Raw genomic sequence first — 24,249 nt, forward strand, 5'->3', positions numbered from 1 at the left:
GCCAGGACCACACGGTTTTGCCGTACGCTTAATCCACGCCATCGTCTCAGCGTAAACAAGCGTCCATCGCAACCCGCCCAACGTCCGTGACGACGGCCGACGCCCTTCTGACCAGGACGGGATGGCGATAGATGCGCACTGATTTGGGTCGGCCGACAATAGAAATATTTTTGATTTGCAGAATTTTTCTACTTGACACGATTTCCGAAACTCAGAATTGATCTGTCCCGGCTTCCGCCTTCGCTCGCTGAGCTACGGCGGACAGGGTGCCAAGGCTACGCCGGGCGCGGCCGTCGGTTCGTTCTGTCGCCTGCTCTGCCCGTTCGCGGGCATAGTGCCTCCCAAAAGGAACCGGCGGCCGCTCAGAAAGTTGGCATGGGGTGGAGGACCATCATGCGCAAAGTCTTCTCACTGTTGGACGACGAACAGCGGCAGGCGCTCATCGAGGTCGTCGACCTCGGCACGGCGGTTGCTTCAGCCGGGCTGATCGTGTCGATCCTCAACGTGTTTGTCGATCTGGTGACGTGAACGGCCTGGGCCGTCGGGTGGGAGTTTCTGGTTAGCCCGCTTCGAGGGCCGGAGCGACTCGTGCTTTCGGTTTTTAACCTGGAGGTGCGTTATGAAACACGATCTGATTCATGAGGACGCCGTGAGAGAAGCGTTGCCGAGCGAGGCAGAGCGGAACTACGGGATGTTGGCCGCTGGGGTTATGGCCCTCGTGGCTGTCGGAATGGCAATCTACTGGATTGCGTAGAGCCTAGAGCCTTTTCCGTTCCGATGGAATCGGAACGGGGTTCCAGATTCTTGTTTTGACGCGTTTTCTTTACGCGAACCGGTGTCCACTTCGCTGGAAAACGCTCTCGTGGATTTCACAAAGCGCCGGCGTCAGGAAATATCGCGCGGAAGTTTCCAATCGGGCCGCGGGTCGCAGAGCTCTTCGACCCTGGCGACGTGATAACCGCTGGGAATCACCTGGCCGCCTTCCTCATCCGCAACCGGAACGTCCATCACAAGCCCCTCTATCAGAGCGGCTTCCCAAACCTCCTTCTCGGTAGGGAAGGCACTTCCGACCTGCTTGTCGCCTTCGAACAGCGCATACATCGGGCCTCCTAACCAAAACCCCGCCAGCTACAGGTGTAACTGACGGGGCTTTTGAGATGATATTTCCGGTGGATTTCTCCCTCGTTGTATCACTCGAACAATTAACGTGCCCGGAGAAAAGTCGTTCCTATTTCCGGCCGATTTTTTTTGCGGCCGGATTGGCGGACAGCGAGCGGGGAACCAGGGGGATCGGGAGGCCGTTTGTTGCCATGTGCGCAAAGCGTTCATCGTACAAGTGTGCTTTGGGGGCTCTGGAGAAACGTCATGATCCGTAAATTAGTTCGGGCGAATACCGGCTCTATTCCCGCAAGATCAATCCCAAGACCGGGAAGAGACGAAATCTCGGCACGTTCAAGTCCCGCGCCGCGGCTGAAAAGCATGAACGCGACGTTCAGTACTTCAAGCGGCATTAAGCACGGAAGCATCGATAGGAACTCTCCAGCACCGATGGTGTTTTTGCATCAACCAACGAAGGAGGGATTCATGCCTCGCGGCGACAAATCTGCCTATACCGACAAGCAAAAGCGTCAGGCCGAGCACATCGAGGACGGCTACGAGCAGCGCGGCGTTTCCCACGACGAAGCCGAGCGGCGGGCCTGGGCTACCGTGAACGCGGAAACCCATGGCGGCAAAAAGAGCGGGTCCGGGCGGGGCAAGAAGGTGGACCACGCCCCGTCCCGCAAGGGCGGCAAGCTCGGTGGAAAGGCCGCCGCGAAACGCCCGGCGGCAGAACGCTCCCGGTCGGCGAAGAAGGCGGCACAGACCCGTAAACGACGTGCAGCTTAAGGAGGCGAGAGATGGCCAGTTGCGAGACCTGCGGAAATTCGTACGACAAGGCTTTTCAGGTCGTGATGAACGGCAAATCGCACACTTTCGATAGCTTTGAGTGCGCCATTTTTGCCCTTGCACCAACCTGCAAGCGGTGCGGAACGCGCATCGTCGGGCATGGACTCGAAAAGGCCGGCACCTTCTATTGCTGCGACCATTGCGCTCAAAACGACGGGGTCACCGGGTTGCGCGACCGTATTTGATAACTGGCGTGCTTCAACCAGGATGGCGCCATTAAACCCGCCGGATTCACGCCCGGCGGGCTTTCTCAGGGCGCGAGTTCGAGTTCGTAGGATGGGTAGAGCGCAGCGAAATCCATCACCTACTCGCAAACTGCGTTAGTGCAGTTGATGGGTTTCGCGAAGTGCTCAACCCATCCTACGCAGATCGTCTCGGTCAGGCCGTCTTGGCAAACATCGTGAGAACGCCGTCGGCGATGTTGATGGCCACGACTTGTGACGAAGTCAGGCCCTTGGCCTTGAGCACAGATGCCGCTTCCGGCGTCGCGTCGATGGACTTGCGAAGCGACTGAATGTCTTCCTCGCGGGTCTGCGCCACGAGTTCATCGACTTTCGAGCGCACCGCCGGCTGCAGATCCTTGACGTCGACGACCTGGATGCTCCGGATGACCGTGCTGGACTGCGAAGGCTGCGCCTCGGATTGCGAGGGGCTTGCCTGGGATTGCGAGGGGCTTCCCTGTGCCTGCACGAAAGCTGGCGCGCCCAGAGAGAGGGCGGCAATGATGACGGATGCCGTAACGATGCGCATGCTCACTCCTTTTTTCAGTTTGACTGAAGGGACTCCTTATCCACGAAGTTTGGTTGGGGTCTGATTCCGATGTGGCCATTCAGTGAAACCAATGCGGCTGCAATGCGCAGGCCCAAGCCCGCCGGTTCCCGCTCTGATCGACCGAAGGTTCCGATGTTCCCGTCGGGCTAAAACGAGGATCCTGATTTGCCCGTCGGACCAAATGAGAGTCTTAATTTGACCGTCAGGCTTGATGTTGCGCCCTGTAGCTAGCTCAGCCCACCTGATGCACGCGAGGCTGCGTCATTCACTGGCGCGAAGCATCTGCAACTCGGCAATGCGACTGTCGGCACGGCGGAGCCGCCGGCAAAGCTCGCGGTTGATATTCTGTATCACCATCACATAGGCGTGGATGTCGGCCTTGTAGCACGCGTAGAGTTGCCGGGCCGTGAGCTCGTACAGCAAGGTCGGGCTCTCCGCGACGACGGTGGCCGAGCGGTTCTGCATTTCGATCAGCGTCATTTCGCCGAAAAAGTCCCCGGGCTCGAGACCCGTCATGCGTAGGACGCGCCCGGACTCCAGCAGCTTGCTCACCACCAGCTGGCCGGCGTGAACGATGAACATCGAGCGGCCCGGCTCGCCTTCCGCGACCACCGTGGCGCCGGCGTCGAAGCGGCGCTCGGCCAGCATTGAGATCAGGAGATCGAGGCTTGCGTCCGAGAGGCCACCGAAGAAAGGCGTGGCGAGCAGGAACGCTTTCAGATCTGGGGAGCTGACAGCCATCGGGCCAATATACCCGCGCGCCCGGCGGCGGCAAGCGGGCCAGGCCCGACGGGCTGCTCAGCGAGGGCGGAGGCGGTCCGCCGGCTTGCTTCGGCGAGGCCATGATGGGCACGGCGCCGACGCGCCTGTGCCCATCCGGTGGTTCGTTCCCAATGGCGACTTCAGCTCGTCGGCATCACGTAGGCGTAGATCCGGCCGCGCGAGACCGGCGCTTCCCGGACCCGGTTGCCGTTGTTGCCGGAGATCATGATCGGGTTGCCCTTGGCGTCGATGCCGGTGATGACTCCGACATGGCCGCCGCCGCGGCCCCTTGTCATCACGGCGATGGCGCCGACCTGCGGGCCTGAGACGCGCTGGCCGTAGCTGGCGAACGATTTCGCCATGTCCGAGCCGGTGCCGCGATAGCCGGAATGTTGCAGCACCATGTTCATGAAGCGGGCGCACCACAGGCTGCCGCGCCCGGTCGGATTGCCGCCAAGATACCGGCGCGCCTCAGCGACGACATTGGAAGAGCCGAAGCTCACCGGCGCCATCACGCCGCCGGGGGGCGTGAGGGTTGAGTTCTGATCCGTGAAAGTGACGTTGATATCAGCGTTGGCGTTGGCATCGGCAAAGCCGCCGGCCTGCATTTTCGCGACGCTGCGTTCCCAGCGCGACAGGCGCGCGATCTTCCGGTGATGGTGGCGGGCGTAATGCCGTGCATGGTGCCCGGCGTGGTAGCCGCGGACGTGGCGCCCTGCGCCATGGTGGGGCCGGGCGGAGGCCGGCGTGGCAATGACGGCGATGGAGACCGAACACAACGCCAGCGCAAGGACACGGAGCGACCGGCGGAACGCAAACAACTGAAGCATCTTTGATCCTCGATGACAGACCCGAAATCCCGCAACGTTCGTAGACAAACGAACGCGGCGACCGGTTTGAATTTTTGGCTGTGGCGAGAGGAAGATTTCATGCGGCGGTGCGGAAACGATTCCGGGGTGATTCCGCGGTCATTTTATGGCCAAAAACCAACCGGGCTGCCGCATTGCGGCCCAGAGCATTAACTGCAATTTTCGGGGCCGGAGAACGCGCCAAAACCAAGAGGAACCTCAAATGCCCTATGCCGTCACCAGCGATAATGTCCGCCTGTATTTCGAAGAGGCGGGCTCCGGGACGCCGATCATCTTCCTGCATGAATTCGCGGCCGACCACACCAATTGGGAGCCGCAGATGCGCTACTTCTCGCGCGGCCACCGCTGCATCGCCTATTCCGCGCGGGGCTATACGCCTTCCGACGTGCCGCCGACATCGGACGTCTACACCTACGAGCATTTCTATACCGACGCGCTCGCCGTGCTCGATCATCTCGGGATAGCAAAGGCACATTTCATCGGCCTGTCGATGGGCGCCTATTCGTCGCTGCAGATCGGCCTCAACGCCCCGGAGCGCGCGCTGTCAATGACACTGGCCGGCGTCGGCTCCGGCTCTGCAATCGAAAATCTCGAAGCCTTCCGCAAGCAATGCCTGGCCAATGCCGAGCAGTACGAAAGGATCGGCTCGGTGGAGGTCGCCAAGGTGACGCGCGAGGCGCCGAGCCGGATTCCGTTCCTGGTGAAAGACCCGCGCGGCCACGCCGATTTCTATGCCGCGCTGGCGCGCCATGACGCCAAAGGCTCGGCCAACACCATGCGCAGTTTTCAGGGCGGCCGGCCCTCGATCTACACCCTCACGGAAGCGATCCGCAACGTGCCGACACCGGCGCTGATCATCTGCGGCGACGAGGACGACAATTGCATCGAGCCGAGCCTGTTCCTGAAGCAGCATTTGCCGGCGGCGGGGCTGACGTTCTTCCCGAAATCAGGCCACGTGCTCAACCTGGAAGAGCCCGCGCTGTTCAACGAAATGGTCGAGCGGTTTATCGCGCTGGTGGAGGCCGGGAGGTGGCCGGTGCGAGATGCGAGGTCGATGGTGCCTCAAACGTAAATGTCATTCCGGGGCGATGCGAAGCATCAAGGCCCGGAATCTCGAGATCCCGGGTCCGGTCCTTCGGACCATCCCGGGATGACGCCTACGGCGTCATCTCCCCTTCTCCGCCCGGCTCAGCAAGAACACACCCTGCTCGCCGAACATGTTCCAGAACCACCACGGCAAATTCAGCCGCAGCGGGCGGCCGTAGAGATCCAGCGCCACCGCGCGCTCCATCTTGACGTTGATCTCGTCGCAAAGCTGCACGAAATCCTTGATGGTGCAGAAATGGATGTTCGGCGTGTCGTACCAGGTCGCGGGCAGGTTTTCGGTGCGCGGCATGTGGCCGCCGACCAATAATTGCAGCCGCATCCGCCAGAACCCGAAATTCGGGAACGAGACGATGGCGCGATGGCCGATCCGCAGCAGGTTTTCCAGCACCACTTTCGGTTGCCGGGTCGCCTGCAGCGTCTGCGACAGGATCACGTAGTCGAAGGCGTCGTCGGGATAATTGACGAGGTCGGTGTCGGCGTCGCCCTGCACCACCGCAAGGCCCTTGGCGACGCAGCGGTTGACGCCCTCGCGCGACAGCTCGATGCCGCGCCCGTCGATGCCGCGGCTTTCCAATAGCTGCAGCAGTTCGCCATCGCCGCAGCCGACGTCGAGCACTTTGGAGCCGCGCTGCACCATCTCGGCGACCAGCAAATGATCGCTGCGAAGGTTTTCGGTGCGATGCGGCTCCACGCCGGTGAAAGGTAACGTCTGTTGCTGCAGCGACATATCAACCACCCGCCGTTTTCAGGCCCCGCGCGGTGCCTGCGGATCGCAGGAAAGCGCGGGAAATGTCGAAGAATTCGGGCACGTCGAGCAGGAAGGCGTCATGGCCGCGGTCGGTTTCGATTTCGGCGAACGACACCCGCGCGCTCGACGCGTTGAGCGCATGCACCAGCGCGCGCGATTCCGCGGTCGGGAACAGCCAGTCCGACGTGAACGACACCACGCAGAAGCGGGTCTGGATGCCGCTGAACGCTTTGGCCAGCACGCCGCCATGGTCGGCGGCGATGTCGAAATAATCCATCGCGCGCGTCAGATAGAGATAGGAGTTGGCGTCGAAGCGCTCGACGAACGACGAGCCTTGATAGCGCAGATAGCTTTCGACCTGGAAATCCGCGTCGAACGAAAACGTCGGCAGCTCGCGGTCCTGCATCCGCCGCCCGAACTTGCGGTGCAGGGCGGCGTCGGAGAGATAGGTGATATGCGCGGCCATCCGCGCGACGCCGAGGCCGCGATGCGGATGCGTGCCATGTTCGAAATAGCGGCCGCCGCGCCAATCCGGATCGGCCATCACGGCCTGCCGGCCAAGCTCATGGAATGCGATGTTCTGCGCCGAGTGGCGCGTCGAACATGCGATCGCCAGTGTCGAGAACACGCGCGCCGGATACGCCGCGGTCCATTGCAGCGCCTGCATGCCGCCCATCGAGCCGCCGACCACGCAGAACAGCGTCTCGATGCCGAGACGATCGATCAGCATGGTCTGCGCGCGCACCATATCGGGAAGGGTGATGATCGGGAAATCGAGGCCCCACAATTTGCCTGACGCCGGGTTGGTCGAGGCCGGGCCGGTCGAGCCCATGCAGCCGCCGATCACGTTGCTGCAAATGATGAAGTAGAGGTTGGTGTCTAGCGGCTTGCCGGGGCCGACCATGGTGTCCCACCAGCCATGCTTGCCGGTGACCGGGTGCGCATTGTTGACATGCTGATCGCCGGTCAGCGCATGGCAAACCAGGATGGCGTTGGAGCGGTCCGCATTCAGCTCGCCATAGGTCTGGTAGGCGATCTGGAACGGCGCCAGGTCGACGCCGCAATCGAGCTTGAGCGGCTGGTCAGCGCCGAACTTCGCGACCTGCGAGGTCGGATGATCCGCCTCATGGGCCCGATCCTCATTGTGGATCGAGGGGCTTGGTATCGACTGAACGTTTGTCATCTCGGCCACCGACCTCGAAAGCTGAGGTCCTCCCGGACAGAAATCAGGCCATAAAAAAACCCGGCCTGAACAAAGGTTCGACCGGGATCACTTCTGTCCCCGGCCTGTTTAGCGAGTTGTTTAACGTGGCTGCAAGCCGGCCGGCTCAAATGACCACGGAATGGGCTAAAGCTAGTCCGAAGGGAGCTTTTCGTCAAGGCAGGCCCCAAGGTTAACCCGCCCGCGAGCCCGCCAATGGCGATGTTTCTCTTTGCTTTCGGCGGCTGTCTTTCCTAATCAATGTCCTTGTATTTGCCGGTGATTTCGCCCCCCGGCGCTAAAGGCTAGAACATGTCCAAAGCACCCCCCGCCCCGCCCTCGCTCGCGGTGCTGCGCCAGGAGATCGACAGCATCGACGAGCAGGTTCACCGCCTGCTGATGGCGCGTGGCGACATCATCGATCGGCTGATCCAGGTGAAAGAGACCCAGGAGGTCGGCTCTGCGTTCCGCCCGGCGCGCGAGGCCGACATGATGCGGCGGCTGGTGGAGCGTCACCGCGGCATCCTCCCGATCGACACCATCGAGAGCATCTGGCGCGTCATCATCTCGACCTTCACCTACGTCCAGGCGCCGTTCTCGGTGCATGCGGACGTCTCGGTAGGCGAATCCGCGATGCGGGATTCGGCGCGGTTTCATTTCGGCTTCGTGGTGCCATACGTCGCGCATTTCAGCGCGCAGGCCGCGGTTGAAGCGGTGGCGAAATCGAAGGGCGACCTGGCGCTGGTCTCGGCGACGTCGAGCCGCACGCCGTGGTGGATCGAACTCGAGGCTGCCGGCGCGCCGAAGATCATCGCGCGGGTGCCGTTCCTCGAACGCGCCGACCATCCGGCGGCGTTGCCGGTGTTCGTCGTCTCGCGCGTCGCCGACAACGCCATGGTGACCGAAGTCGAGACCTGGAGCGTGCGCGTCTCCGGCTGGAACGCCGAGATTGCGCGCGCGCTGGCGCCGCTTGCCGACATCGTCGCCGTACCCGATACCGCCTTCGACGGCGCCGCGCTGCTGGTGTCGATATCAGGCATCGGACTTGAGAAGATCAAAACCGCCCTGATCGAGACCGGCGCGTCGGTGCGCTCCGCAGCCCTCGTCGGCAGCCACGCAACACGCTATACGGTGCCCCCGAACGGGGCGGCCAAATCCTAAAATAGACGCCCTACGATCCGGAGCCAGAAGATGTCCCGCCCCGTGCCGAACCCCGGCATTCTCGATATTGCGCCCTACACCCCCGGCAAGAGCCCGGTGGCCGAGCCCGGCCGCAAGGTGTTCAAGCTGTCCGCCAACGAGACGCCGTTCGGCCCGTCGCCGAAGGCGATGGCGGTCTACAGGGAAGCGGCTGGGCATCTGGAGGACTATCCGGAAGGCACGTCGCGCGTGCTGCGCGAGGCGATCGGCCGCGTCTTCGGGCTCGATCCGAACCGCATCATCTGCGGCGCCGGTTCGGACGAAATCCTCAATTTGCTGGCGCACACCTATCTCAAGCAGGGCGACGAGGCGATCTCGACCAGCCACGGCTTCCTGGTGTACCCGATCGCGACCATGGCGAACGGCGCCAAAAATGTCGTGGCGCCCGAGACCAATTTCACCGCCGATGTCGATGCGATCCTGAAGCTGGTAACGCCGCGCACCAAGATGGTGTGGCTCGCCAATCCGAACAACCCGACCGGAACCTACATTCCGTTCGACGAGGTCAAGCGGCTGCGCGCCGGCTTGCCTGATCACGTGTTGCTGGTGCTCGACGCCGCCTATGCCGATTACGTCTCGCGCAACGATTACGAGCTCGGCATCGAGCTGGTGGCGACCACCGAAAACACCGTGGTGACGCATACGTTCTCCAAGATTCACGGGTTGGCGTCGTTGCGGATCGGCTGGATGTTCGGCCCGGCCAACATCGTCGACGCCGTCAACCGGATTCGCGGGCCCTTCAACGTCTCGACGCCGGCGATGCTGGCGGCGGTCGCCGCGATCGAGGACACCGCGCATGTCCAGATGTCGAAGACATTCACGGAGCACTGGCGCAACTGGCTGACCGAAGAAATTTCCAAGCTCGGCCTGAAGGTGACGCCGAGCGTGGCGAATTTCGTGCTGATCCATTTCCCGCAGGAGAGGGGCAAGACCTCGGCGGACGCCGATGCGTATCTGACCAGGCGCGGGCTGGTGCTGCGGGCGCTGAACAATTACGGCCTGCCGCATGCGCTGCGGATGACGATCGGCACCGAAGAGGCCAATCGCCTCGTCGTCGATGGCCTCAAAGACTTTATGGCGGGCAAGTGAGCATCAAGTGAGTACTGAACCTCTCTTCAAACGCGTCGCGCTGATCGGCTTCGGCCTGATCGGCGGTTCGATCGCCCGCGCCGCGCGCGCGCAGGGTCTCGCGGGCGAGATCGTCACCACGGCGCGTTCGGCCAAGACCCGCGCGCGGGTGGAAGAATTGCGCGTGGTCGATCGCGTGCTGGAGACCAACGCAGAAGCGGTCAAGGGCGCCGACCTCGTGATCCTCTGCATCCCCGTCGGCGCCTGCGGACCGGTCGCCGAGGAGATCGCGCCGTTCCTCGAACAAGGCGCGATCGTCTCCGACGTCGGCTCGGTCAAGGGCGCCATCGCGCGCGACATGGGCCCGCATATCCCGCCGGGCGTCCACTTCGTTCCCGCCCATCCCGTCGCCGGCACCGAGCACTCCGGTCCCGATTCCGGCTTCGCCGAACTCTTTATCAACCGCTGGTGCATTCTCACGCCGCCGGAAGGCACGGATGCGGCGGCGGTGGAAAAGCTGCGCGAGTTCTGGGCCGGCCTCGGCGCCAAGGTCGAGATCATGACGCCGGATCATCACGACCTCGTGCTCGCGATCACCAGCCATCTGCCGCATCTGATCGCCTACACCATCGTCGGCACCGCCGACGAACTGGCGCAGGTGACGTCGTCGGAAGTCATAAAGTTCTCCGCCGGCGGTTTTCGCGATTTCACCCGCATCGCGGCCTCGGACCCGACGATGTGGCGCGACGTGTTCCTCGCCAACAAGGAAGCGGTGCTGGAAATGCTCGGCACCTTCAACGAGGACCTCTCAAAACTCACGCGGGCGATCCGCCGCAACGACGGCGAGGCGCTGTTCGAGCATTTTACCCGCACCCGCGCCATCCGCCGCGGCATCGTCGAGATCGGCCAGGATTCAGCGGCGCCCGACTTCGGCCGCCCGCACGCGAATTTAACGAAGAAGCCGGAGTAGACCGGCTCACGACGGAGTGAAGCATGATCATCGACCATTCGAAGCTGCTTGCCCTTACCAACCGAATTGTCACGGCTGGCGGCAGTTCGCCGACGGAAGCGGCCATCGTGGCCGAGCATCTGGTCGAGGCCAATCTGCGCGGCCATGACAGCCATGGCGTCGGCATGCTGGTCGCCTATGTGCGCGACCTCGACGCCGGCACGCTCAGGATCAACCAGGCGCCCGAGATCGTCTCCGACACCGGCACCATCTCGGTATGGGATGCCCGCGCCGGCTACGGCCAGGTGGTCGCGCGCCAGGCGGTGGAATGGGCGATCGAGGCGGCCAGGAAACATGGCGTCGCCGTCAACGGCTTGCGCAACGCGCACCATATCGGCCGCGTCGGCACCTATGGCGAGATCGCCGCCCGCGCCGGCATGGTGGCGCTGCATTTTGTGAATGTCGCTTCGGGTTCGCCCGGCGTTGCGCCGTTCCGGGGCCGCGAAGGAAGATTCCTGACCAACCCGGTCTGCATTGCGATTCCCGGCACCGACAACAACGAGCCGATCCTGCTCGATTTCGCCACCAGCCGCGTGGCGCTGGGAAAAGTGCGCGTGGCGCATAATGCCGGCAAGCCGATGCTCGACGGCGCGTTGCTCGACCATGCGGGCCAGCCCACCACCGACCCTTCCGTCATGTACACCGACCCGCGCGGCGTGGTGTTGCCGTTCGGCGAGCACAAGGGCTCCGGTCTGGCGCTGGTGTGCGAACTCCTGGCCGGCGCTATCGTCGGCTCGCCAAGCGTCACCACATCGACGCCGCCCGAGCGCGGCATCATCAACGGCATGCTGAGCATCGTGATCGACCCTATCAGGCTATCGACGCGCGACAGCATGATGGCCGAGATCGACGACATGATTTCGTGGGTAAAGTCCGCCAAGCCCGCCGAGCAGGATTTGCCGGTGCTGGTCGCCGGTGAGCCCGAGCGGCTGGCGCGGGCTGCGCGGATCGCCGAGGGTATCGAGATCGACGACACGACCTGGGGCCAATTGTCCGATATCGCCCAGCGCTATCAGATCCGGATCGATAGCTGAGCAACCGTTCGGGGGAATGCAATGACATCCTCTGCCGGCGGGATTCAGCTAACGGCGCTCGATCCCGCCGGCTACCGGCATATGCCCTGGAAGAACGGCGGCGGAGTCACGATCGATATCGCCGCATCCATGCTCCCTGGATTCGCACCGGGCAGTTGGGAAGGAATCATCTGGCGTTTCAGCCGGACCGCCATCGTGACGCCGGGCGCGTTCTCGGACCTCAGCGGCTATGACCGCCAGCTGGTGCTGGTTTCCGGCCAGGGGCTCGTGCTCGGGACACCCGTTGGAGAGATCGACGTCCGGCAGCCGTTCAGGCCGGTCCGGTTTACCGGAGAAACCAGTATTGTCAGCCGGCTCGAAGCCGGCCCCGTCGAAGTCGTCAATCTGATCGGCGACCGCTCGCGCGTGGCGATTGACCTTTGCTGCCTTTTGGGCGACGCAACACACGCCTGCCCGGCCGGCGTTCACATCATCTATGCCGCGACAGGTTCTTGCGAACTGTCGATCGACGACAAGGCCCGCGAGATCTCGGCCGGCCACGCCATGCGCATCGATGCCGGAGAAAGTTTTGCGGTCGCAAACCGGCTTGGCACCGCCATCGTCGCCAGCGTTATTCCCGTGGCACGGACATCCGGCTGATCCGGAACGCGTCACGATGACGGTCGCCGGCGCAGTTCCCCCATTCCGGAAACACATTGGTAACGCTGCCACTTGTGTTAGCTTGCCAACATCACTTCCGCCAAAGAACTTGCCGCCACTTGAAGAAGCTGCAGCCACCGATCGCGGGGAAGAAATGTCCGGCTCCAAGAAGCGACCCATCATCTTTCCCGTCATCGCGTTGCTGGCCCTGCTGTTTGCGAGCGGCGATCCGGCACGGGCCCAGACACTTACTGCCGTCAAGGAACGCGGCACGCTGAATTGCGGCGTCGGCCAGGGACTGCTCGGCTTTTCCAGCATGGACGACAAGAACGTCTGGAGCGGCTTCGACGTCGATATCTGCCGCGCCGTGGCCGCTGCGATCTTCGGCGACCCTGCAAAAGTGACGTTCACGCCGCTCGATGCCGCCACGCGCTTTTCCGCGCTGCAGTCGAAGACGATCGACGTGCTGTCGCGCAACTCGACCTGGACGATGTCGCGGGAAAGTTCGCTCGGCCTGATGTTTGCCGGCGTCGCCTATTACGACGGCCAGGGCTTTCTGCTGCGCCGCGACGCCAAAATCGACACCGCCCTGCAGCTCGGCGGCAAGACCGTGTGCACCCAGACCGGCACCACGACCGAGCTGAATCTGGCGGATTATTTCCGCGCCAACGATATGCCGCTCAAGGTGCTGGCGCTCGCCACCGCCGAGGAAAGCCTCAAGGCCTATGACGATCGCAAATGCGACGTGCTGACCAGCGACGTCTCGCAGCTTTACGCCGAGCGTCTAAAACTTTCTGCGCCCGACAGCCACATCATCCTGCCGGAAGTCATCTCAAAGGAGCCGCTGGGACCCGCGGTGCGGCAAGGCGACGACCAATGGTTCAACCTGGTCAAGTGGACGCTCTATTCATTGATCAATGCCGAGGAGCTTGGCGTCAAACAGGCTGGCATCGACGATGCGGTGAAATCAGCCAATCCCAACATAAAGCGCCTGCTCGGCACCGAGGGCGAGTTCGGCGCGCAGTTGGGCGTTGCCAATGACTGGGCCGCGCGCGCCGTGCGCGCCGTCGGCAATTACGGCGAGGTCTATGAGAGAAACGTCGGCACGCAGTCGCAACTCAGCATTCCGCGCGGGCTGAATGCGCTCTGGACCCAGGGCGGCATCCAGTACGCGCCTCCCGTCAGATAATTCTTCAGGGGTCAGGCCATGACCGTGGATTATTATGCATTGCTGACCAAGGCCGTTGCCGGCAAGGACACCCTCGGCCGCGACAAGATCTACAAGGACGCCTATGACCTCATAACGAGGTCGTCCCACCTCACCCGCGAAGCCGCCGCCTCAAACGTCGCCGCCCTTGAGGCCGCGATCCGGCGCATCGAGGATGAGGTCGCCATCGAGGAAGGCCGCGACGCCGCTCAAATCAACGAAGTGTTGTCGGAGGGCGCGAACTGGAAGCCATGGGCGTTCGGCGCCGGTGCGCTTGCACTCGCCATCGCTTTGGCGGCCTTCATGTACGGATATGTCGCGACCAAAGGCCCGGCCAACATCGCCACCAGCGTGACTGCGCCGCCACCGCCGAAAGCGGCACGCACGCGCGAGGACGTCGTGATGGCCGATCTGAAGGCCGGCGAGGACGGCGGCTCCACCGGCGAAGGCCTGCCGTTCTCGCTGCAGCGGCAAGTGGTGTTCTACCGCACCACCGTGGTTCCCGGCTCGATCGTGATCGACCGGGAAAACCGCTTTCTTTATCTGATCGATTCCAACAATTCCGCGCGCCGCTACGGCATCGGGATTGCGCAGGAATGCCTCAAGGGCGGCAGCTTCTTCCGCGTCACCAACAAGCTGGAATGGCCGGACTGGCGGTCTTCGGCGCAAAACGCCCGGGACGCCGACGCGCTGGCCGCCTCCGCCGGCCGGCCCGGCAGCCCGCTCGGCGCCCGCGCGCTGCTATTGGACAAGCCCGGGCTGCTGATCCACGGCACCAACTCGCCCAAGACCATCGGCCACCTCGTGGCTTCCGGATGCATCCGGCTCGTCAATGACGACGTCGAGGATCTGTACCGCCGGGTTTCGCTGGAGACGCGGGTGGTGTTCGTCAGTTAGGCGCGCGTCGAGATTTCGGACCGACGACGTCCGGATGTGACGATCATCACAGCCAACTGAACCTGCAGCGCATACACCTCCTCGACGGATGGCGGGAATTTTCCCTCCCCCCGACAACAGGAGAGACTCAAATGGAACAGCTGAACACCAAAGCCGACGAACTGAAGACCAACGAGCTTGACGCCGTCTCGGGCGGCTTCATCTGGATTCCCGTCGTTGTGGGTTCATTTTTTGTCGGCACCGGGATCCGAATGGGCATCGACAAGATCGTCGAAAAAGTCACCAAGTAAAGTCTCGGAGCGCCTTTCGGAAAGTCATGATTTCTTCGGAAGGCGCTCGCAATACGTCTCGTTGCAACTGGAGAGACTAGAATGGAAAAGCTGAACGCCGAAGAGCACGAACTGACCGTCGACGAACTCGATGCGGCTTCGGGCGGCACTCTCTACCAGCCGCTCATCGTGGTCGCCATTGCCTTCCGCGTTGCGATCGAGTCGCTGGTTCACAAGATCACCCGTTGAAAGTACTGCAAGCCCCTTTCGGAAAGTTCTGTTTTCCGGAAGACACTTTGCAGACGGTGGCGCAACGGACCTCTGAATCGAGGTATCGCGGGCAACAGCCCGCGAACTTCATTTTGTCGACACAAGAGTTGTTGGATTACGCGCGCGGATTGACGACTGTGTACCCGCGCAACGAGCGCGCATGGATTCTCGTTGCGCGGCCACCCGAGTTGGCGTCGTACGCCATCCACATATCACCTCCGACATGCTGCTCCAGGACGAAGACGTGCCCGCGTCGCGCGGCAACCATTCCCGGCGCCGGCGCCGTCCGCGGGAACCGCAGCCAGTTGGAGGCAAGATTTAATCCGGGCACGATACGGCCGAACACCCGCATGGATGCGCCGCAGCCGCAGAAAGAGCGGGGACAACCGGCTGGGCGCCCACCGACGATCTGACCACGCCCGCTATTTGCTTCCGCCCTTGCATTACGCGGCAGAATTGCCGGCCGTTCTGTGCTCTGCGATTCCCGGCCGTAAGCGTTCGGACCAACGCGTCGTGTTGGCGAATTCGAAAAGTCGCACGGCATGGTTACGTTGCATCCCGGCGCTTGAGCAACGATGCGGGGCGGACGTGCTTCGGATGCGGTTGAAGAAATGGCAACGAGTACGGACGCAACAAATACTAGTCTCAACATGACAGGGCTCCGGCTTTTTAACCCTGCCCTGCGTTCACATACCCATCATTGTTAGGCGAAAATGCGGTGGCGCAACGACCACTGCTCAGGACTGAACCCGCCTGCGACCGGGTTAGCGGCCTGGAAATGAACGGCCCCAGCGCGGGGGCTGGAGAGCACTGGGGCCGTCTTGAGCGCGGCGCAGGGGCGGCCCTGGCGCAACGCTCGTACATTACCAAACGACATTTGCGTCCTGGAGGCTGGTCAATTCTGACCACCCCACCTGTTTGGAAGCCTCATGAGATCCGGAACGGTTTAGCGACCGGCCTCATCGTAATTTATCTAAAGCCTCCACATCAGCTTTCACTCGTCAGATGCTTCAGCATCTGGTTGCACGCTTCCTCGGTCTCCTCGAACGTTGCAAAAGGCGATCCGCCGATCTTGATCGCCCCGCTGCCCTGATAAAGCGGACGCCACGACGCTACGTAGCCGGGCCGTCCGTGAAAGCCGGGGCCGGCACGGCTCTCGTGGGTGATCACGAACGAAAAGCCGTCGCTGCTCGCGCTCCAGATTTCCAAACTATCGACGGCACGGTGGAATTGCAGGGCCATCAGCAGTCGTTCGCTACTAGCCATCTTTCATCAAAGCTCGCCGCCACATGACATCTTTGGCCAGAGCCCACAGCGTTTCGGCCTCGGGGTCGTCCGGCAGGACGAAGTCAAAGCCCGCTGGACCGGGATCAGGTATTGAGAGCGCATCGCTTTCTGCCTGGCGATGAAATTTCAGCAGCGACAGCTCCCATTCATACGCTCTCACCGAGTTGCCTGTCGGTGGGCTTTGATCACCCAAGATTTTCATTGCTCCTGAGGGGCGCTGCGTCATCTGCTCCTCCTGCGGACAACCTCTCTTGTGGTGAGTTCCGAACTTGCAATTTGCCATGCTGTTAGAGACGTCTGGCGGCCGTCACGGGCCTTACCTCTCCCTGGACTCGATTTCGGAAGCTGCCTTAGCCGAGCACCAAAGTGCTTCCGGGCGCAACATTTCCTCGGGGGTAAAGCACTCCTTTCACGGAGTACTCCATTTGCGCCGAGCAGATCACTTGAACGATATATATCCAAGGCGATTAATGATGCGAGGTCATTTTTCGCCAGCTCGATCCCGGCTCAGCGCACCGACGTGGCGCGCCGATGCAAACCGGCGGCCGCGTCAAAAAAAGCGACGCCCTCTCATGACGTCGCGAAGGCCATCGCCAAGGCGAGACTGCTGAATCGAGAACGATCCGACAGTCTCGCCTTGCCTTGCGCAATCAGCTCAAAAGAGTGCGCTGATGCAATATCCGATGCCGCCGAGGAGCGCGCCGCCAATGGCGCCCGGCACCGCGCCGATGCCGCCGACCGCCGCACCGCCCATGCCGCCGGTCACGCCGCCGGCACCCATCGCGACGCCCAGTTCCTTCCAGAAGCCGCCAGCCGCAGCGTCGAGTTCATCGATCGAAAGCTCATGATTGGCTGCATCGTTTTTCGTGACGTTCGTCATTCCAGTTCTCCATCCATCTGTTGAGGTGCGGGATCATCCCGCAACCACCGTCAGGATGTCCGAACGGTTCAGCGATCGCCGTGACAGAAATCACGCATCGTGAACTTCACCTCGATGATTGAAGGTTGTTCCAGAGGAGGAACTATTCGATCGAAAATCGGACACGCAAGAACGCGCACCTCGGATGGACGCTAGCGTTCACTCGGGGATGACGACGGGGATGGGCAAAGCGGAATCAAAACAGCGGCGGAATCTGGCCCACCTTCAGGGGCCCCAGGAACACCGCGCCGTCGACGAAGCGCAGCGGGAAGCTGCGGGCCTTCTTGCCTTCAAGTTCGGCTGCGGTGCCGAGCGAATTGATGCCGACGGCGACGCCGACATTGGTGTTCTGCTTGACGACCTTGCCTAGACCCGGAATAGCCTTGTCGAGCGCGCCGAACAGATTGGTGAGGTCCTGGCTCTTGACGCCGGGCGCCACGCGATCGAGCGTGGCCTGCGGTACGCCCTGCTCCAGCATCTTGTCGATACCCAGCGCCGGAATCACCCGCTCCAGACCCGTCACCGTCATCTGCAACTCGCCCTCGATCTGCCCCTGCGCGTTGAGGCCCAGCGTTCCCGCGGCCACGGCGACCAGCTCGCCCTGCTGAATCCGCGAGCGCACGATCTCGACCTTGCCGCCGGCGGCCTGCATTTCGCGGAAGCGCTCGGGCCACGGCTTCGGCGAGAAATCCTTCAGGCCGCTGAGCTTGGTCTGCACATCGGATTCGAACGGCGTCGCCAGCAGCGGATGCAATTCCTGAATGCTGCCCCCTGATATCTGCAGCGCGGTCTGGATCACCGGATCTGCAATCGATGATCCCTCCGCGAGCCTGCCGTGCAGTTCAACACGGTTGGCGCGCGCCAGCGGCGTCTGCACCGGTCCGTTGACGCGCTCAATCGAGGGATTCTCGAATACGATCGAGGCGCGCTCCGGAACGGCCGGCAGCCCCGCCACGCTGCTGCGGCCAACGCTCCAGCTCACCTTCAGCGACGGCGGCTGGCCGCGATCGGCAATCGTCGCCGGCGCCTTGAATTCGGCGATCAGGAGTTTCGGCTGGTAGATCGAGGCGATCACCATGATCTCGCCGAGCCGCGCCGTGAACGGCGCGCCCGCGCCCGCGGTCTGCGAGACCAGCGTCACGCTGGCGTCCTCGCAGCGGACTTCGAGGCGGAACGGATAGCCCGCGACCGAGCGCTTGCCGCAATCATAGATCCGGCCGGCCTTCGCTTCCTGCGCGCGCCACGCATCGGCGCGCACGCCGACCTCGGACGCCGCATAGAACCAGAAACCGCTCCAGGCGATGGCTGCGACCACCAGCAATGCGGGCAAGATGAAAAGGCGCCAAAGCGGGCGCCGGCGCGGCGCAGGGGTGATGTCAGCCATGCGGCGACCTTTGGCTGATGATTTTGTCAAATGTAAGCGGGTACCGGCCCCGGCAAAAGCCGCTGAATTTGCTTCGCTTCTCCCCTTCTGGTAGCCGTTCCTCGTTTGGACGCGTTTTCTTTACGCGAACCGGTCTCTCCCCCGGATCAAGTCCGAGGGCATGCTCGCTCGAAAACGCTTGTGCCGATGTCCGCAATGACCCTGCAAGATTCGGAATTCTCCAGCGGCGACCTCTGGGTGTTCGGCTATGGCTCGCTGATGTGGCGGCCGGGCTTCGAATTCGTCGAACGGGTGCCGGCCCGGCTGATCGGCGAGCATCGCGCGCTCTGCGTCTATTCGTTTGTCCATCGCGGCACCCCGGAAAAGCCCGGCCTGGTGCTCGGGCTCGATCGCGGCGGCGCCTGCCGCGGCATCGCATTCCGGGTCGCGGAGCAGAACCGCGCCGCCACCGTCGCCTACCTACGCGAGCGCGAACAGGTGACGTCCGTCTACCGCGAGGTGAAGCGCTCGCTGTGGCTGGAGAACGAGGCGCGGCAGCGCGTCAGCGCGCTGGCCTATGTGGTCGATCGCGGCCATGTGCAGTACGCCGGACGGCTATCGCTGGCGGACCAGTTGCGTCACGTGCTGCAGGGTCACGGCCAGTCCGGCGTCAACCGCGACTATGTGCTGGCGACCGTGAAAGCGATCGAGGCCGAAGGCTTTCGCGATACGCAATTGCACCAGCTGGCACTGATGCTGCACGATTCGCACCCGGTGGTGCATCGGAAACCGCCTGCGGAATAGGCATTTGCGGCATTTTCGCCCCCCTGCATTGACAGGGTGGAAAACGGGGTGACGCAAATGGCGTTCTGGGCTAGGTGTCCCGCATGGGCACGACATCACGCCGTTTCGACGGCTTCTTCAAAAGCGAATTCAGGGTCAACGAAGCCGTCGGACGCAGCGTCAGCTACGTCCGGGACGGCAAGCTCCTGGGGGGCAATTCGGGGTTCGCCCATATCGGCACCTATCGTTTCGACGGCGAGGAGATCGCCGTCGAGGTGACCAGCCGCCGGCACAATTTTGGTGCCGCTCACCAATCGCTGCTCGGCTCCGACGTTTCGACCATTGCGGTCACCGGACGGGCGGTCGGAAACGCGTTTTGTTTCGAGGGCGGCTCACCGCAGATGCCCAGCGCGACGTTTCGATCCGTGATGACGCCGCTCGACGAGAGCGAACTCGCGGCCCCCGGCACGATCGGCGCAGGCGGCATTTCCAACGGGCTGTACTCGATTCACCTCAAAATCCTGGACGGCATGCCCGGCGGCTTGACCGGCGTCATGCTGCTCAGCAACGGCCGCATCCTCGGCGGCGATGCCTTCTTCTATTACCTCGGGTCGTATTCATCAGCCGGCGGCCGCTGGAAAGGCCAGATGGTCAATCAGGAACACACCCCGGCGCGGGGTGAAGACCCGGTCTTTGGCGGGCATGAAATCGGAATCGGGTTTTCCGGGACATGCGATGCGGAGGGCGGCACCCTCGAGGGGACTGCGCTTGCGGGCAAGCGAAGCATCCGGTTCGAAGCCGAGCTGAAACTGATCTGCGCGGCTTAGGCAGCGCCTGCGGTCAATTCGCCTGCGCGGTGGCCGGCCGGCGCGGTGCCGTCGAACCGGGCGGCTGATCGTCGGGCAAAACTTCGATGCCGATATCGGCGAGCCGGACCCGCACCTCCGCCGCAACGTATTTCACATATTCCGACAGCAGCAGACGGAAGGTCGTACCTGAGGTCCACCATGGCTCGTCGCGCCATTTTTCGCCGACCACCGCAAACGGGATCAGCGCGATATCAGGCATCGCATGCGACAATTCGACGATCGCCCGCGGCATATGGTAGTTCGAAGTCACCACGATCAGCGACTTGAAACCGCGGTCTTTCACCCAGCGCCGCGTCTCCGCCGCGTTGCTTCGCGTATTGACGGCCGAGCGGTCGAGATCGACGCAGCAGCGCAGCAGCGAATGGTTGTCGGGCAGCGTGCGGGAAATGTCGCTGGCGGCGTTGGTCGGGTGCACGCCCGAAATCAAGAGCCGCTTGCCATAGCCGCCGGCCAGCAATTCCATCGCATCGGACACCCGCGACGAGCCGCCTGTCAGCACCACGATGCCGTCGGCATTGCGGGCCGGCTTGATTTCGACGCCGCGCAGTTGCGACAGGAAGCCGATGAAGCCCACTGCCGCGCCGACGAAGCCGAGCGCCAGCGTGGCGACGATGGTCGCACGCAGCCACCCTCGCGGCCGCACGGCCGGCGCTTGTCGCGACGTATCGTCGGGTTGCACACGCATGCAGTTCTTGCTGTCCTCTCCCCGCGCAATTCTAGAAGTTTTTTGGGCGAAGTGGAGTCTGGTCCGGTGCCCTCCCCCGGATCAAGTCCCCGGCCATTGCTTCGCTCGAAAACGCTTCAATCAATGTCGTCCAGCGTCGCGAACAGCGTCCGCCGCGAGGCCCAGGCCGTGATCGCCGCGATCAGCACCGCCTGCGCCGCCAGCGCCAGATAGCCGGACGGACGCAGCGAGAACGTGCCGAGCAGCGCGGCAAATTGATCGCCGACCGGCGTGCCCGAGAACCAGCTCGCGATCGATTCCGAGAAACCAAAACCCAGCATTGCAGCGCCGCCGCCGATCAACCCGCCCTCGAGGCCGAGCCTGAGGAAATGCCGCAGGAAGCGGTTGGCGATGTAGCTGTCGCCGGCGCCGACGAAATGCAGCACCTCGACGATCGGGCGGTTCGCCGCCATCGCGCCACGCGTCGCAAACGACACCGAAATGATGGTTGCTACGATCACCAGCGCCAGGATGCCGATGCCGGCGAATACCGTCGCCCCGGTCATCGAGCGCATGCGCTCGATCCATGCGCGGTGATCGTCGACGCTGGCTGACGGCGCCACCTGCATGATCCGGGCGCGCAACGCAGCAAGGTCGGGCGTGGCGCCGGGCTGGACGCGCGCGACGATGACGCGCGGCACCGGCAGTTGCTCGATCGACAGTCCGGTGCCGAGCCACGGCTCCAGCAATCTGGCCGACTCGTCCTTGGTGAAGGGCCGGACCTCGACGATGCCGGGCTGCGCCCGCATCGCCTCAACGGCCGCGATCGCATCGCGGTCGAGATCGCGGCCTGCCGAGGGGCGCACCTGGATGGTGATTTCGCTGGCGACTTCCGATTGCCACTCCGCCGCCGACGCGCTCACCAGCAGCACGGTGCCCGTGGTGATCGAGGCGAGGAACGTCATGATCGCGACCACCGCGACCAGCGCGCGGCCGGAGATCGAGGCGCGCGGCACGATCGGCGACATGTTGCGCGCCCGCGCCGGGACCTGCGGGCGTTCGTGCCCGAGATCGACCAGCGGACCATGCTCGTCACCGGATCTACTCATAGATATGCAGCCGTCCCTGATGCAGCACCAGACGCCGCGCCTCGTACTGATCCATCAGCGTGATGTCGTGGGTCGCGATGATCACGGCGGTGCCCGACTTGTTGAGCTCGATGAACAGCCGCAACAACCTTCGGCCCAGCGTCGGATCGACGCTGCCGGTCGGCTCGTCCGCGAGCAATAATTGCGGCCGCGAGATCACCGCGCGCGCGATCGCCGCGCGTTGTTTTTCACCGCCGGACAGGATCGGCGGCAGCGCATCCATGCGCTCTCCGAGCCCGACCCATTTCAACAGATCGATCACTTCGCGCCGGTAGCTGGATTCATCCCGCCCCATGACGCGGAACGGCAGCGCCACGTTCTCATAGGTCGTCATGTGATCGAGCAGGCGGAAATCCTGCAGCACGATGCCGATGCGTTTGCGCAAATCCGCAATCTGGTCCTTGCCGAGCAGCGAGACGTCGTGGCCGAACAGATTGACCAGACCGCGCGTCGGCCGCATCGACAGGAACAACAGCCGCAGCAGCGAGGTCTTGCCGGCGCCCGACGGGCCGGTGAGGAACTGGAAGGAATGGGCCGGGATCAGGAACGACAGGTCGCGCAAAATCTCCGGGCCGAGCCCGTAGCGCAATCCAACATTTTCGAACCGAACCAAGCTCAGCTCCGCTCGAGATGGGCCTCGGCTTCTGCCTCGGCTTCGACGTTTGCCTGGGCCTCGACCGGAAACCCGTACCTACCAGTACCCTTGACAGTACCCTTGGGCTCGCAGCCCAGTTTTTGGGCGCGAGCCGGACAAAACGGTTGTGCGACCGTTATGGTTTCCGATTCGTTAACGGTCGCTAGGTAGCATCGGCCCAAAGACACTGTGGAAACGGGCTCCATGCACATCGTCTGCCCCCATTGTACAACATCCTACGCGATCAAGCTGGCCACCCTGGGTGCCGCCGGCCGGACCGTCCGTTGTTCCCGCTGCAAGGAAACCTGGCTGGCGCGCCCCGAGGACGCGGTCGAGATGGCACCTGCCGTGCCGGCGATGGCGGAAGCCGGCCAGGGAACCGGAAATGCCGAGGCGGACGCCGTCGCCGAGTGGGAGGCCATGGCCCGCCAGGAAGAGGCCCAGGAGCCCCCCGTGGTCGACAGCCCGTCGATTTCGGCCGATTGGCCGGCCGAAGGCGAAGGTTCCCGGGGAAATGAAGCCGACTGGCCGTCGGTCGCCCAGCAGGATGCCGAGGCGCATCAGGAGGCGCTTTCCACCCACCGCTCGCGGTTGGCCAAGCTGTTCCGGCTGCCCAAACTGCCGTCCATGCGGATGCCGTCCGTCAGCGCTCCCGTCGCCTGCGCCGCGATGGGCGCAGTGGTCGTGGCGCTGATGTTCTGGCGCACCGACGTGGTGCGCCTGCTGCCGCAGACCGCGACGTTCTACAGGATGGTCGGGTTAGATGTGAATTTGCGCGGGCTGTCGTTCAAGGACATCAAGATCACCAACGAGACCGTCGACGGCAAGCCGGTGCTGGTCATCGAAGGCGTGATCGTCGGCGAGACCAGGAAGCCGGTCGAATTGCCGCGGCTGCGCTTTAGCGTTCGCGACGAACAGGGCGCGGAGATCTATGCCTGGAACGCGGTGCTCGAGCAGCCGGTGCTGAAGCCGGGCGAGCGCGCCTACTTCAAGTCGCGGCTGGCGTCGCCGCCGCCCGAAGGCCGCAATATTGATGTACGCTTCTTCAACAAGCGGGATCTGGCCGCCGGCCGCGCGTAAAATTGGCCGGACGTCCCGCTCGCAAATGAGCTGTTGCCATGCCGCGTGTATTGATTGCCGACGACGAAGACTCGATGCGCTCCCTGGTGGCGCGCGCCATCGCCATGGACGGCCATGACACCGTAACCGCCGAGGACGGCGCCGAGGCGCTTGATATCCTGGCGCGCGAAAAGGGTGCGTTCGACCTGCTGCTCACCGACATCCAGATGCCCGTAATGGACGGGATCGCGCTGGCGCTGGCGGCGGCACGCGATTTTCCCGACCTGAAGATCTTGCTGATGACCGGCTTTGCCGATCAGCGCGAACGCGCCTCCGGCCTCAATGCGATCGTGCACGACGTGGTGACAAAGCCGTTTTCGGTGGCCGATATCCGCACCGCAGTCGCCGATGCGCTGGCGGCGCGGAAGGGGTAGTTTAACCTGTCATGGCCGGGCTTGACCCGGCCATCCATCCCGCTCGAAAGACTCTCGCGAAGAAGATGGATACGCGGGTCAAGCCCGCGTA

General features: G+C 63.2%; 30 protein-coding genes and 1 riboswitch. Of the genes, 17 read left to right on the top strand and 13 right to left on the bottom strand.

Annotation, left to right across the window (positions count from 1 at the left end; genetic code table 11):
• The first annotated feature begins 393 nt into the window (after window positions 1–393).
• A complete protein-coding gene (locus tag JQ609_RS35525; RefSeq protein ID WP_283813689.1) occupies window positions 394–528 on the top strand; it encodes a hypothetical protein in 135 nt (44 codons plus the stop codon).
• Between the two features lie 357 nt (window positions 529–885).
• On the opposite strand, the gene JQ609_RS11825 is transcribed toward JQ609_RS35525, so the two are convergent.
• Window positions 886–1,101 (bottom strand): hypothetical protein, encoded by a 216-nt coding sequence (locus JQ609_RS11825; protein ID WP_212273560.1) that lies wholly within the window; start codon window positions 1,099–1,101, stop codon window positions 886–888.
• 483 nt (window positions 1,102–1,584) lie between these two features.
• Between JQ609_RS11825 and JQ609_RS11830 the strand changes: the two genes are divergently transcribed.
• Complete coding sequence (locus JQ609_RS11830) at window positions 1,585–1,887, top strand: plasmid stabilization protein (protein WP_212213648.1); 303 nt, start codon at window positions 1,585–1,587, stop codon at window positions 1,885–1,887.
• Between the two features lie 11 nt (window positions 1,888–1,898).
• Window positions 1,899–2,132, top strand: a complete 234-nt coding sequence (locus tag JQ609_RS11835; RefSeq protein WP_212213638.1) for a hypothetical protein — start codon at window positions 1,899–1,901, stop codon at window positions 2,130–2,132.
• Between the two features lie 193 nt (window positions 2,133–2,325).
• On the opposite strand, the gene JQ609_RS11840 is transcribed toward JQ609_RS11835, so the two are convergent.
• The 3 genes from JQ609_RS11840 to JQ609_RS11850 form a co-directional block, all read right to left on the bottom strand.
• Entirely contained in the window at window positions 2,326–2,697 is a 372-nt protein-coding gene (locus JQ609_RS11840; protein ID WP_212213636.1) for a hypothetical protein, read from the bottom strand.
• A 282-nt stretch (window positions 2,698–2,979) separates the two neighbouring features.
• A complete protein-coding gene (locus tag JQ609_RS11845; protein ID WP_212273561.1) occupies window positions 2,980–3,459 on the bottom strand; it encodes a Crp/Fnr family transcriptional regulator in 480 nt (159 codons plus the stop codon).
• A gap of 161 nt (window positions 3,460–3,620) precedes the next feature.
• Window positions 3,621–4,310, bottom strand: a complete 690-nt coding sequence (locus tag JQ609_RS11850) for a TIGR02594 family protein (protein WP_212213632.1) — start codon at window positions 4,308–4,310, stop codon at window positions 3,621–3,623.
• 241 nt (window positions 4,311–4,551) lie between these two features.
• On the opposite strand from JQ609_RS11850, the gene JQ609_RS11855 reads away from it, so the two are divergent.
• On the top strand, window positions 4,552–5,421 hold the full coding sequence (locus tag JQ609_RS11855; RefSeq protein WP_212273562.1) for an alpha/beta fold hydrolase: 870 nt from the start codon (window positions 4,552–4,554) through the stop codon (window positions 5,419–5,421).
• Between the two features lie 93 nt (window positions 5,422–5,514).
• On the opposite strand, the gene metW is transcribed toward JQ609_RS11855, so the two are convergent.
• Window positions 5,515–6,183 carry a methionine biosynthesis protein MetW gene (gene metW, locus JQ609_RS11860; RefSeq protein ID WP_212213628.1) on the bottom strand — a complete coding sequence of 223 codons (669 nt, stop codon included), beginning with the start codon at window positions 6,181–6,183 and terminating at the stop codon, window positions 5,515–5,517.
• Between the two features lies 1 nt (window position 6,184).
• Window positions 6,185–7,387 (bottom strand): homoserine O-acetyltransferase, encoded by a 1,203-nt coding sequence (locus JQ609_RS11865; protein ID WP_212213626.1) that lies wholly within the window; start codon window positions 7,385–7,387, stop codon window positions 6,185–6,187.
• Window positions 7,388–7,474: 87 nt separating this feature from the next.
• Window positions 7,475–7,554: riboswitch (SAM riboswitch) on the bottom strand.
• Window positions 7,555–7,717: 163 nt separating this feature from the next.
• Here JQ609_RS11865 and JQ609_RS11870 point away from each other — a divergent pair.
• The 9 genes from JQ609_RS11870 to JQ609_RS11910 all read left to right on the top strand — a co-directional run bounded on the left by JQ609_RS11870 (window position 7,718) and on the right by JQ609_RS11910 (window position 14,977).
• Entirely contained in the window at window positions 7,718–8,566 is an 849-nt protein-coding gene (locus JQ609_RS11870) for a chorismate mutase (protein WP_212273563.1), read from the top strand.
• Between the two features lie 30 nt (window positions 8,567–8,596).
• Window positions 8,597–9,694, top strand: a complete 1,098-nt coding sequence (hisC, locus tag JQ609_RS11875; RefSeq protein ID WP_212273564.1) for a histidinol-phosphate transaminase — start codon at window positions 8,597–8,599, stop codon at window positions 9,692–9,694.
• A gap of 7 nt (window positions 9,695–9,701) precedes the next feature.
• Window positions 9,702–10,643, top strand: coding sequence for a prephenate/arogenate dehydrogenase family protein (locus JQ609_RS11880; protein WP_212273565.1), 942 nt, complete (start codon window positions 9,702–9,704; stop codon window positions 10,641–10,643).
• A gap of 23 nt (window positions 10,644–10,666) precedes the next feature.
• Window positions 10,667–11,716 carry a malate/lactate/ureidoglycolate dehydrogenase gene (locus JQ609_RS11885; RefSeq protein ID WP_212213599.1) on the top strand — a complete coding sequence of 350 codons (1,050 nt, stop codon included), beginning with the start codon at window positions 10,667–10,669 and terminating at the stop codon, window positions 11,714–11,716.
• A gap of 21 nt (window positions 11,717–11,737) precedes the next feature.
• Complete coding sequence (locus JQ609_RS11890; protein ID WP_212273566.1) at window positions 11,738–12,355, top strand: HutD family protein; 618 nt, start codon at window positions 11,738–11,740, stop codon at window positions 12,353–12,355.
• A gap of 154 nt (window positions 12,356–12,509) precedes the next feature.
• Window positions 12,510–13,544 carry an amino acid ABC transporter substrate-binding protein gene (locus tag JQ609_RS11895; protein ID WP_212273567.1) on the top strand — a complete coding sequence of 345 codons (1,035 nt, stop codon included), beginning with the start codon at window positions 12,510–12,512 and terminating at the stop codon, window positions 13,542–13,544.
• An 18-nt stretch (window positions 13,545–13,562) separates the two neighbouring features.
• Window positions 13,563–14,459, top strand: a complete 897-nt coding sequence (locus JQ609_RS11900; RefSeq protein ID WP_212213590.1) for a L,D-transpeptidase — start codon at window positions 13,563–13,565, stop codon at window positions 14,457–14,459.
• 131 nt (window positions 14,460–14,590) lie between these two features.
• Window positions 14,591–14,749, top strand: a complete 159-nt coding sequence (locus tag JQ609_RS11905) for a hypothetical protein (protein WP_212213587.1) — start codon at window positions 14,591–14,593, stop codon at window positions 14,747–14,749.
• A gap of 81 nt (window positions 14,750–14,830) precedes the next feature.
• Window positions 14,831–14,977, top strand: a complete 147-nt coding sequence (locus tag JQ609_RS11910) for a hypothetical protein (RefSeq protein WP_212273568.1) — start codon at window positions 14,831–14,833, stop codon at window positions 14,975–14,977.
• A gap of 1,008 nt (window positions 14,978–15,985) precedes the next feature.
• On the opposite strand, the gene JQ609_RS11915 is transcribed toward JQ609_RS11910, so the two are convergent.
• The 4 genes from JQ609_RS11915 to JQ609_RS11930 form a co-directional block, all read right to left on the bottom strand.
• On the bottom strand, window positions 15,986–16,264 hold the full coding sequence (locus JQ609_RS11915; RefSeq protein ID WP_249119135.1) for a hypothetical protein: 279 nt from the start codon (window positions 16,262–16,264) through the stop codon (window positions 15,986–15,988).
• Complete coding sequence (locus tag JQ609_RS11920; RefSeq protein WP_212213582.1) at window positions 16,257–16,511, bottom strand: hypothetical protein; 255 nt, start codon at window positions 16,509–16,511, stop codon at window positions 16,257–16,259. Before JQ609_RS11920 ends, JQ609_RS11915 begins: the two co-directional genes overlap by 8 nt.
• 429 nt (window positions 16,512–16,940) lie before the next feature.
• Entirely contained in the window at window positions 16,941–17,165 is a 225-nt protein-coding gene (locus tag JQ609_RS11925) for a hypothetical protein (protein WP_212213579.1), read from the bottom strand.
• A gap of 235 nt (window positions 17,166–17,400) precedes the next feature.
• On the bottom strand, window positions 17,401–18,588 hold the full coding sequence (locus JQ609_RS11930) for a DUF2125 domain-containing protein (protein WP_212273569.1): 1,188 nt from the start codon (window positions 18,586–18,588) through the stop codon (window positions 17,401–17,403).
• Between the two features lie 186 nt (window positions 18,589–18,774).
• Here JQ609_RS11930 and JQ609_RS11935 point away from each other — a divergent pair, with 186 nt between their 5' ends.
• Both JQ609_RS11935 and JQ609_RS11940 read left to right on the top strand, forming a co-directional pair.
• The gene (locus JQ609_RS11935; RefSeq protein ID WP_212213573.1) at window positions 18,775–19,371 is read left to right on the top strand and encodes a gamma-glutamylcyclotransferase; all 597 of its coding nucleotides are present in this window, start codon (window positions 18,775–18,777) and stop codon (window positions 19,369–19,371) included.
• Between the two features lie 83 nt (window positions 19,372–19,454).
• On the top strand, window positions 19,455–20,177 hold the full coding sequence (locus JQ609_RS11940) for a hypothetical protein (protein WP_212273570.1): 723 nt from the start codon (window positions 19,455–19,457) through the stop codon (window positions 20,175–20,177).
• Window positions 20,178–20,190: 13 nt separating this feature from the next.
• Here the strand turns inward: JQ609_RS11940 and JQ609_RS11945 are convergent, their stop codons facing one another.
• From JQ609_RS11945 to ftsE, 3 genes are all read right to left on the bottom strand, one after another.
• Window positions 20,191–20,904 carry a YdcF family protein gene (locus JQ609_RS11945; RefSeq protein WP_212213551.1) on the bottom strand — a complete coding sequence of 238 codons (714 nt, stop codon included), beginning with the start codon at window positions 20,902–20,904 and terminating at the stop codon, window positions 20,191–20,193.
• A gap of 116 nt (window positions 20,905–21,020) precedes the next feature.
• The gene (locus JQ609_RS11950) at window positions 21,021–21,992 is read right to left on the bottom strand and encodes an ABC transporter permease (RefSeq protein ID WP_212273571.1); all 972 of its coding nucleotides are present in this window, start codon (window positions 21,990–21,992) and stop codon (window positions 21,021–21,023) included.
• The gene (ftsE, locus tag JQ609_RS11955) at window positions 21,985–22,644 is read right to left on the bottom strand and encodes a cell division ATP-binding protein FtsE (protein WP_192738303.1); all 660 of its coding nucleotides are present in this window, start codon (window positions 22,642–22,644) and stop codon (window positions 21,985–21,987) included. Before ftsE ends, JQ609_RS11950 begins: the two co-directional genes overlap by 8 nt.
• A 225-nt stretch (window positions 22,645–22,869) precedes the next feature.
• Between ftsE and JQ609_RS11960 the strand changes: the two genes are divergently transcribed.
• Complete coding sequence (locus JQ609_RS11960; protein WP_212273572.1) at window positions 22,870–23,745, top strand: MJ0042-type zinc finger domain-containing protein; 876 nt, start codon at window positions 22,870–22,872, stop codon at window positions 23,743–23,745.
• A 38-nt stretch (window positions 23,746–23,783) separates the two neighbouring features.
• On the top strand, window positions 23,784–24,158 hold the full coding sequence (locus JQ609_RS11965; protein WP_192738305.1) for a response regulator: 375 nt from the start codon (window positions 23,784–23,786) through the stop codon (window positions 24,156–24,158).
• The last annotated feature ends 91 nt before the right edge of the window (window positions 24,159–24,249 follow it).

It is taken from the genome of Bradyrhizobium sp. AUGA SZCCT0169 (assembly GCF_018130085.1).
Taxonomy (GTDB): Bacteria; Pseudomonadota; Alphaproteobacteria; order Rhizobiales; family Xanthobacteraceae; genus Bradyrhizobium.

Excerpts from the sequence above, each read along its gene's own strand:
- JQ609_RS11850 (WP_212213632.1), bottom strand. The coding sequence starts at position 4,310 with ATGCTTCAGTTGTTTGCGTTCCGCCGGTCGCTCCGTGTCCTTGCGCTG.
- JQ609_RS11900 (WP_212213590.1), top strand. The coding sequence starts at position 13,563 with ATGACCGTGGATTATTATGCATTGCTGACCAAGGCCGTTGCCGGCAAG.
- metW (WP_212213628.1), bottom strand. The coding sequence starts at position 6,183 with ATGTCGCTGCAGCAACAGACGTTACCTTTCACCGGCGTGGAGCCGCAT.
- JQ609_RS11830 (WP_212213648.1), top strand. The coding sequence starts at position 1,585 with ATGCCTCGCGGCGACAAATCTGCCTATACCGACAAGCAAAAGCGTCAG.
- JQ609_RS11910 (WP_212273568.1), top strand. The coding sequence starts at position 14,831 with ATGGAAAAGCTGAACGCCGAAGAGCACGAACTGACCGTCGACGAACTC.
- JQ609_RS11890 (WP_212273566.1), top strand. The coding sequence starts at position 11,738 with ATGACATCCTCTGCCGGCGGGATTCAGCTAACGGCGCTCGATCCCGCC.
- JQ609_RS11825 (WP_212273560.1), bottom strand. The coding sequence starts at position 1,101 with ATGTATGCGCTGTTCGAAGGCGACAAGCAGGTCGGAAGTGCCTTCCCT.
- JQ609_RS11950 (WP_212273571.1), bottom strand. The coding sequence starts at position 21,992 with ATGAGTAGATCCGGTGACGAGCATGGTCCGCTGGTCGATCTCGGGCAC.
- JQ609_RS11940 (WP_212273570.1), top strand. The coding sequence starts at position 19,455 with ATGGGCACGACATCACGCCGTTTCGACGGCTTCTTCAAAAGCGAATTC.
- JQ609_RS11845 (WP_212273561.1), bottom strand. The coding sequence starts at position 3,459 with ATGGCTGTCAGCTCCCCAGATCTGAAAGCGTTCCTGCTCGCCACGCCT.
- JQ609_RS11905 (WP_212213587.1), top strand. The coding sequence starts at position 14,591 with ATGGAACAGCTGAACACCAAAGCCGACGAACTGAAGACCAACGAGCTT.
- hisC (WP_212273564.1), top strand. The coding sequence starts at position 8,597 with ATGTCCCGCCCCGTGCCGAACCCCGGCATTCTCGATATTGCGCCCTAC.
- JQ609_RS11840 (WP_212213636.1), bottom strand. The coding sequence starts at position 2,697 with ATGCGCATCGTTACGGCATCCGTCATCATTGCCGCCCTCTCTCTGGGC.
- JQ609_RS11945 (WP_212213551.1), bottom strand. The coding sequence starts at position 20,904 with ATGCGTGTGCAACCCGACGATACGTCGCGACAAGCGCCGGCCGTGCGG.
- JQ609_RS11930 (WP_212273569.1), bottom strand. The coding sequence starts at position 18,588 with ATGGCTGACATCACCCCTGCGCCGCGCCGGCGCCCGCTTTGGCGCCTT.
- JQ609_RS11915 (WP_249119135.1), bottom strand. The coding sequence starts at position 16,264 with ATGGCTAGTAGCGAACGACTGCTGATGGCCCTGCAATTCCACCGTGCC.
- JQ609_RS11895 (WP_212273567.1), top strand. The coding sequence starts at position 12,510 with ATGTCCGGCTCCAAGAAGCGACCCATCATCTTTCCCGTCATCGCGTTG.
- JQ609_RS35525 (WP_283813689.1), top strand. The coding sequence starts at position 394 with ATGCGCAAAGTCTTCTCACTGTTGGACGACGAACAGCGGCAGGCGCTC.
- JQ609_RS11855 (WP_212273562.1), top strand. The coding sequence starts at position 4,552 with ATGCCCTATGCCGTCACCAGCGATAATGTCCGCCTGTATTTCGAAGAG.
- JQ609_RS11960 (WP_212273572.1), top strand. The coding sequence starts at position 22,870 with ATGCACATCGTCTGCCCCCATTGTACAACATCCTACGCGATCAAGCTG.
- JQ609_RS11865 (WP_212213626.1), bottom strand. The coding sequence starts at position 7,387 with ATGACAAACGTTCAGTCGATACCAAGCCCCTCGATCCACAATGAGGAT.
- JQ609_RS11835 (WP_212213638.1), top strand. The coding sequence starts at position 1,899 with ATGGCCAGTTGCGAGACCTGCGGAAATTCGTACGACAAGGCTTTTCAG.
- JQ609_RS11925 (WP_212213579.1), bottom strand. The coding sequence starts at position 17,165 with ATGACGAACGTCACGAAAAACGATGCAGCCAATCATGAGCTTTCGATC.
- JQ609_RS11920 (WP_212213582.1), bottom strand. The coding sequence starts at position 16,511 with ATGACGCAGCGCCCCTCAGGAGCAATGAAAATCTTGGGTGATCAAAGC.
- JQ609_RS11965 (WP_192738305.1), top strand. The coding sequence starts at position 23,784 with ATGCCGCGTGTATTGATTGCCGACGACGAAGACTCGATGCGCTCCCTG.
- JQ609_RS11885 (WP_212213599.1), top strand. The coding sequence starts at position 10,667 with ATGATCATCGACCATTCGAAGCTGCTTGCCCTTACCAACCGAATTGTC.
- JQ609_RS11870 (WP_212273563.1), top strand. The coding sequence starts at position 7,718 with ATGTCCAAAGCACCCCCCGCCCCGCCCTCGCTCGCGGTGCTGCGCCAG.
- JQ609_RS11935 (WP_212213573.1), top strand. The coding sequence starts at position 18,775 with ATGTCCGCAATGACCCTGCAAGATTCGGAATTCTCCAGCGGCGACCTC.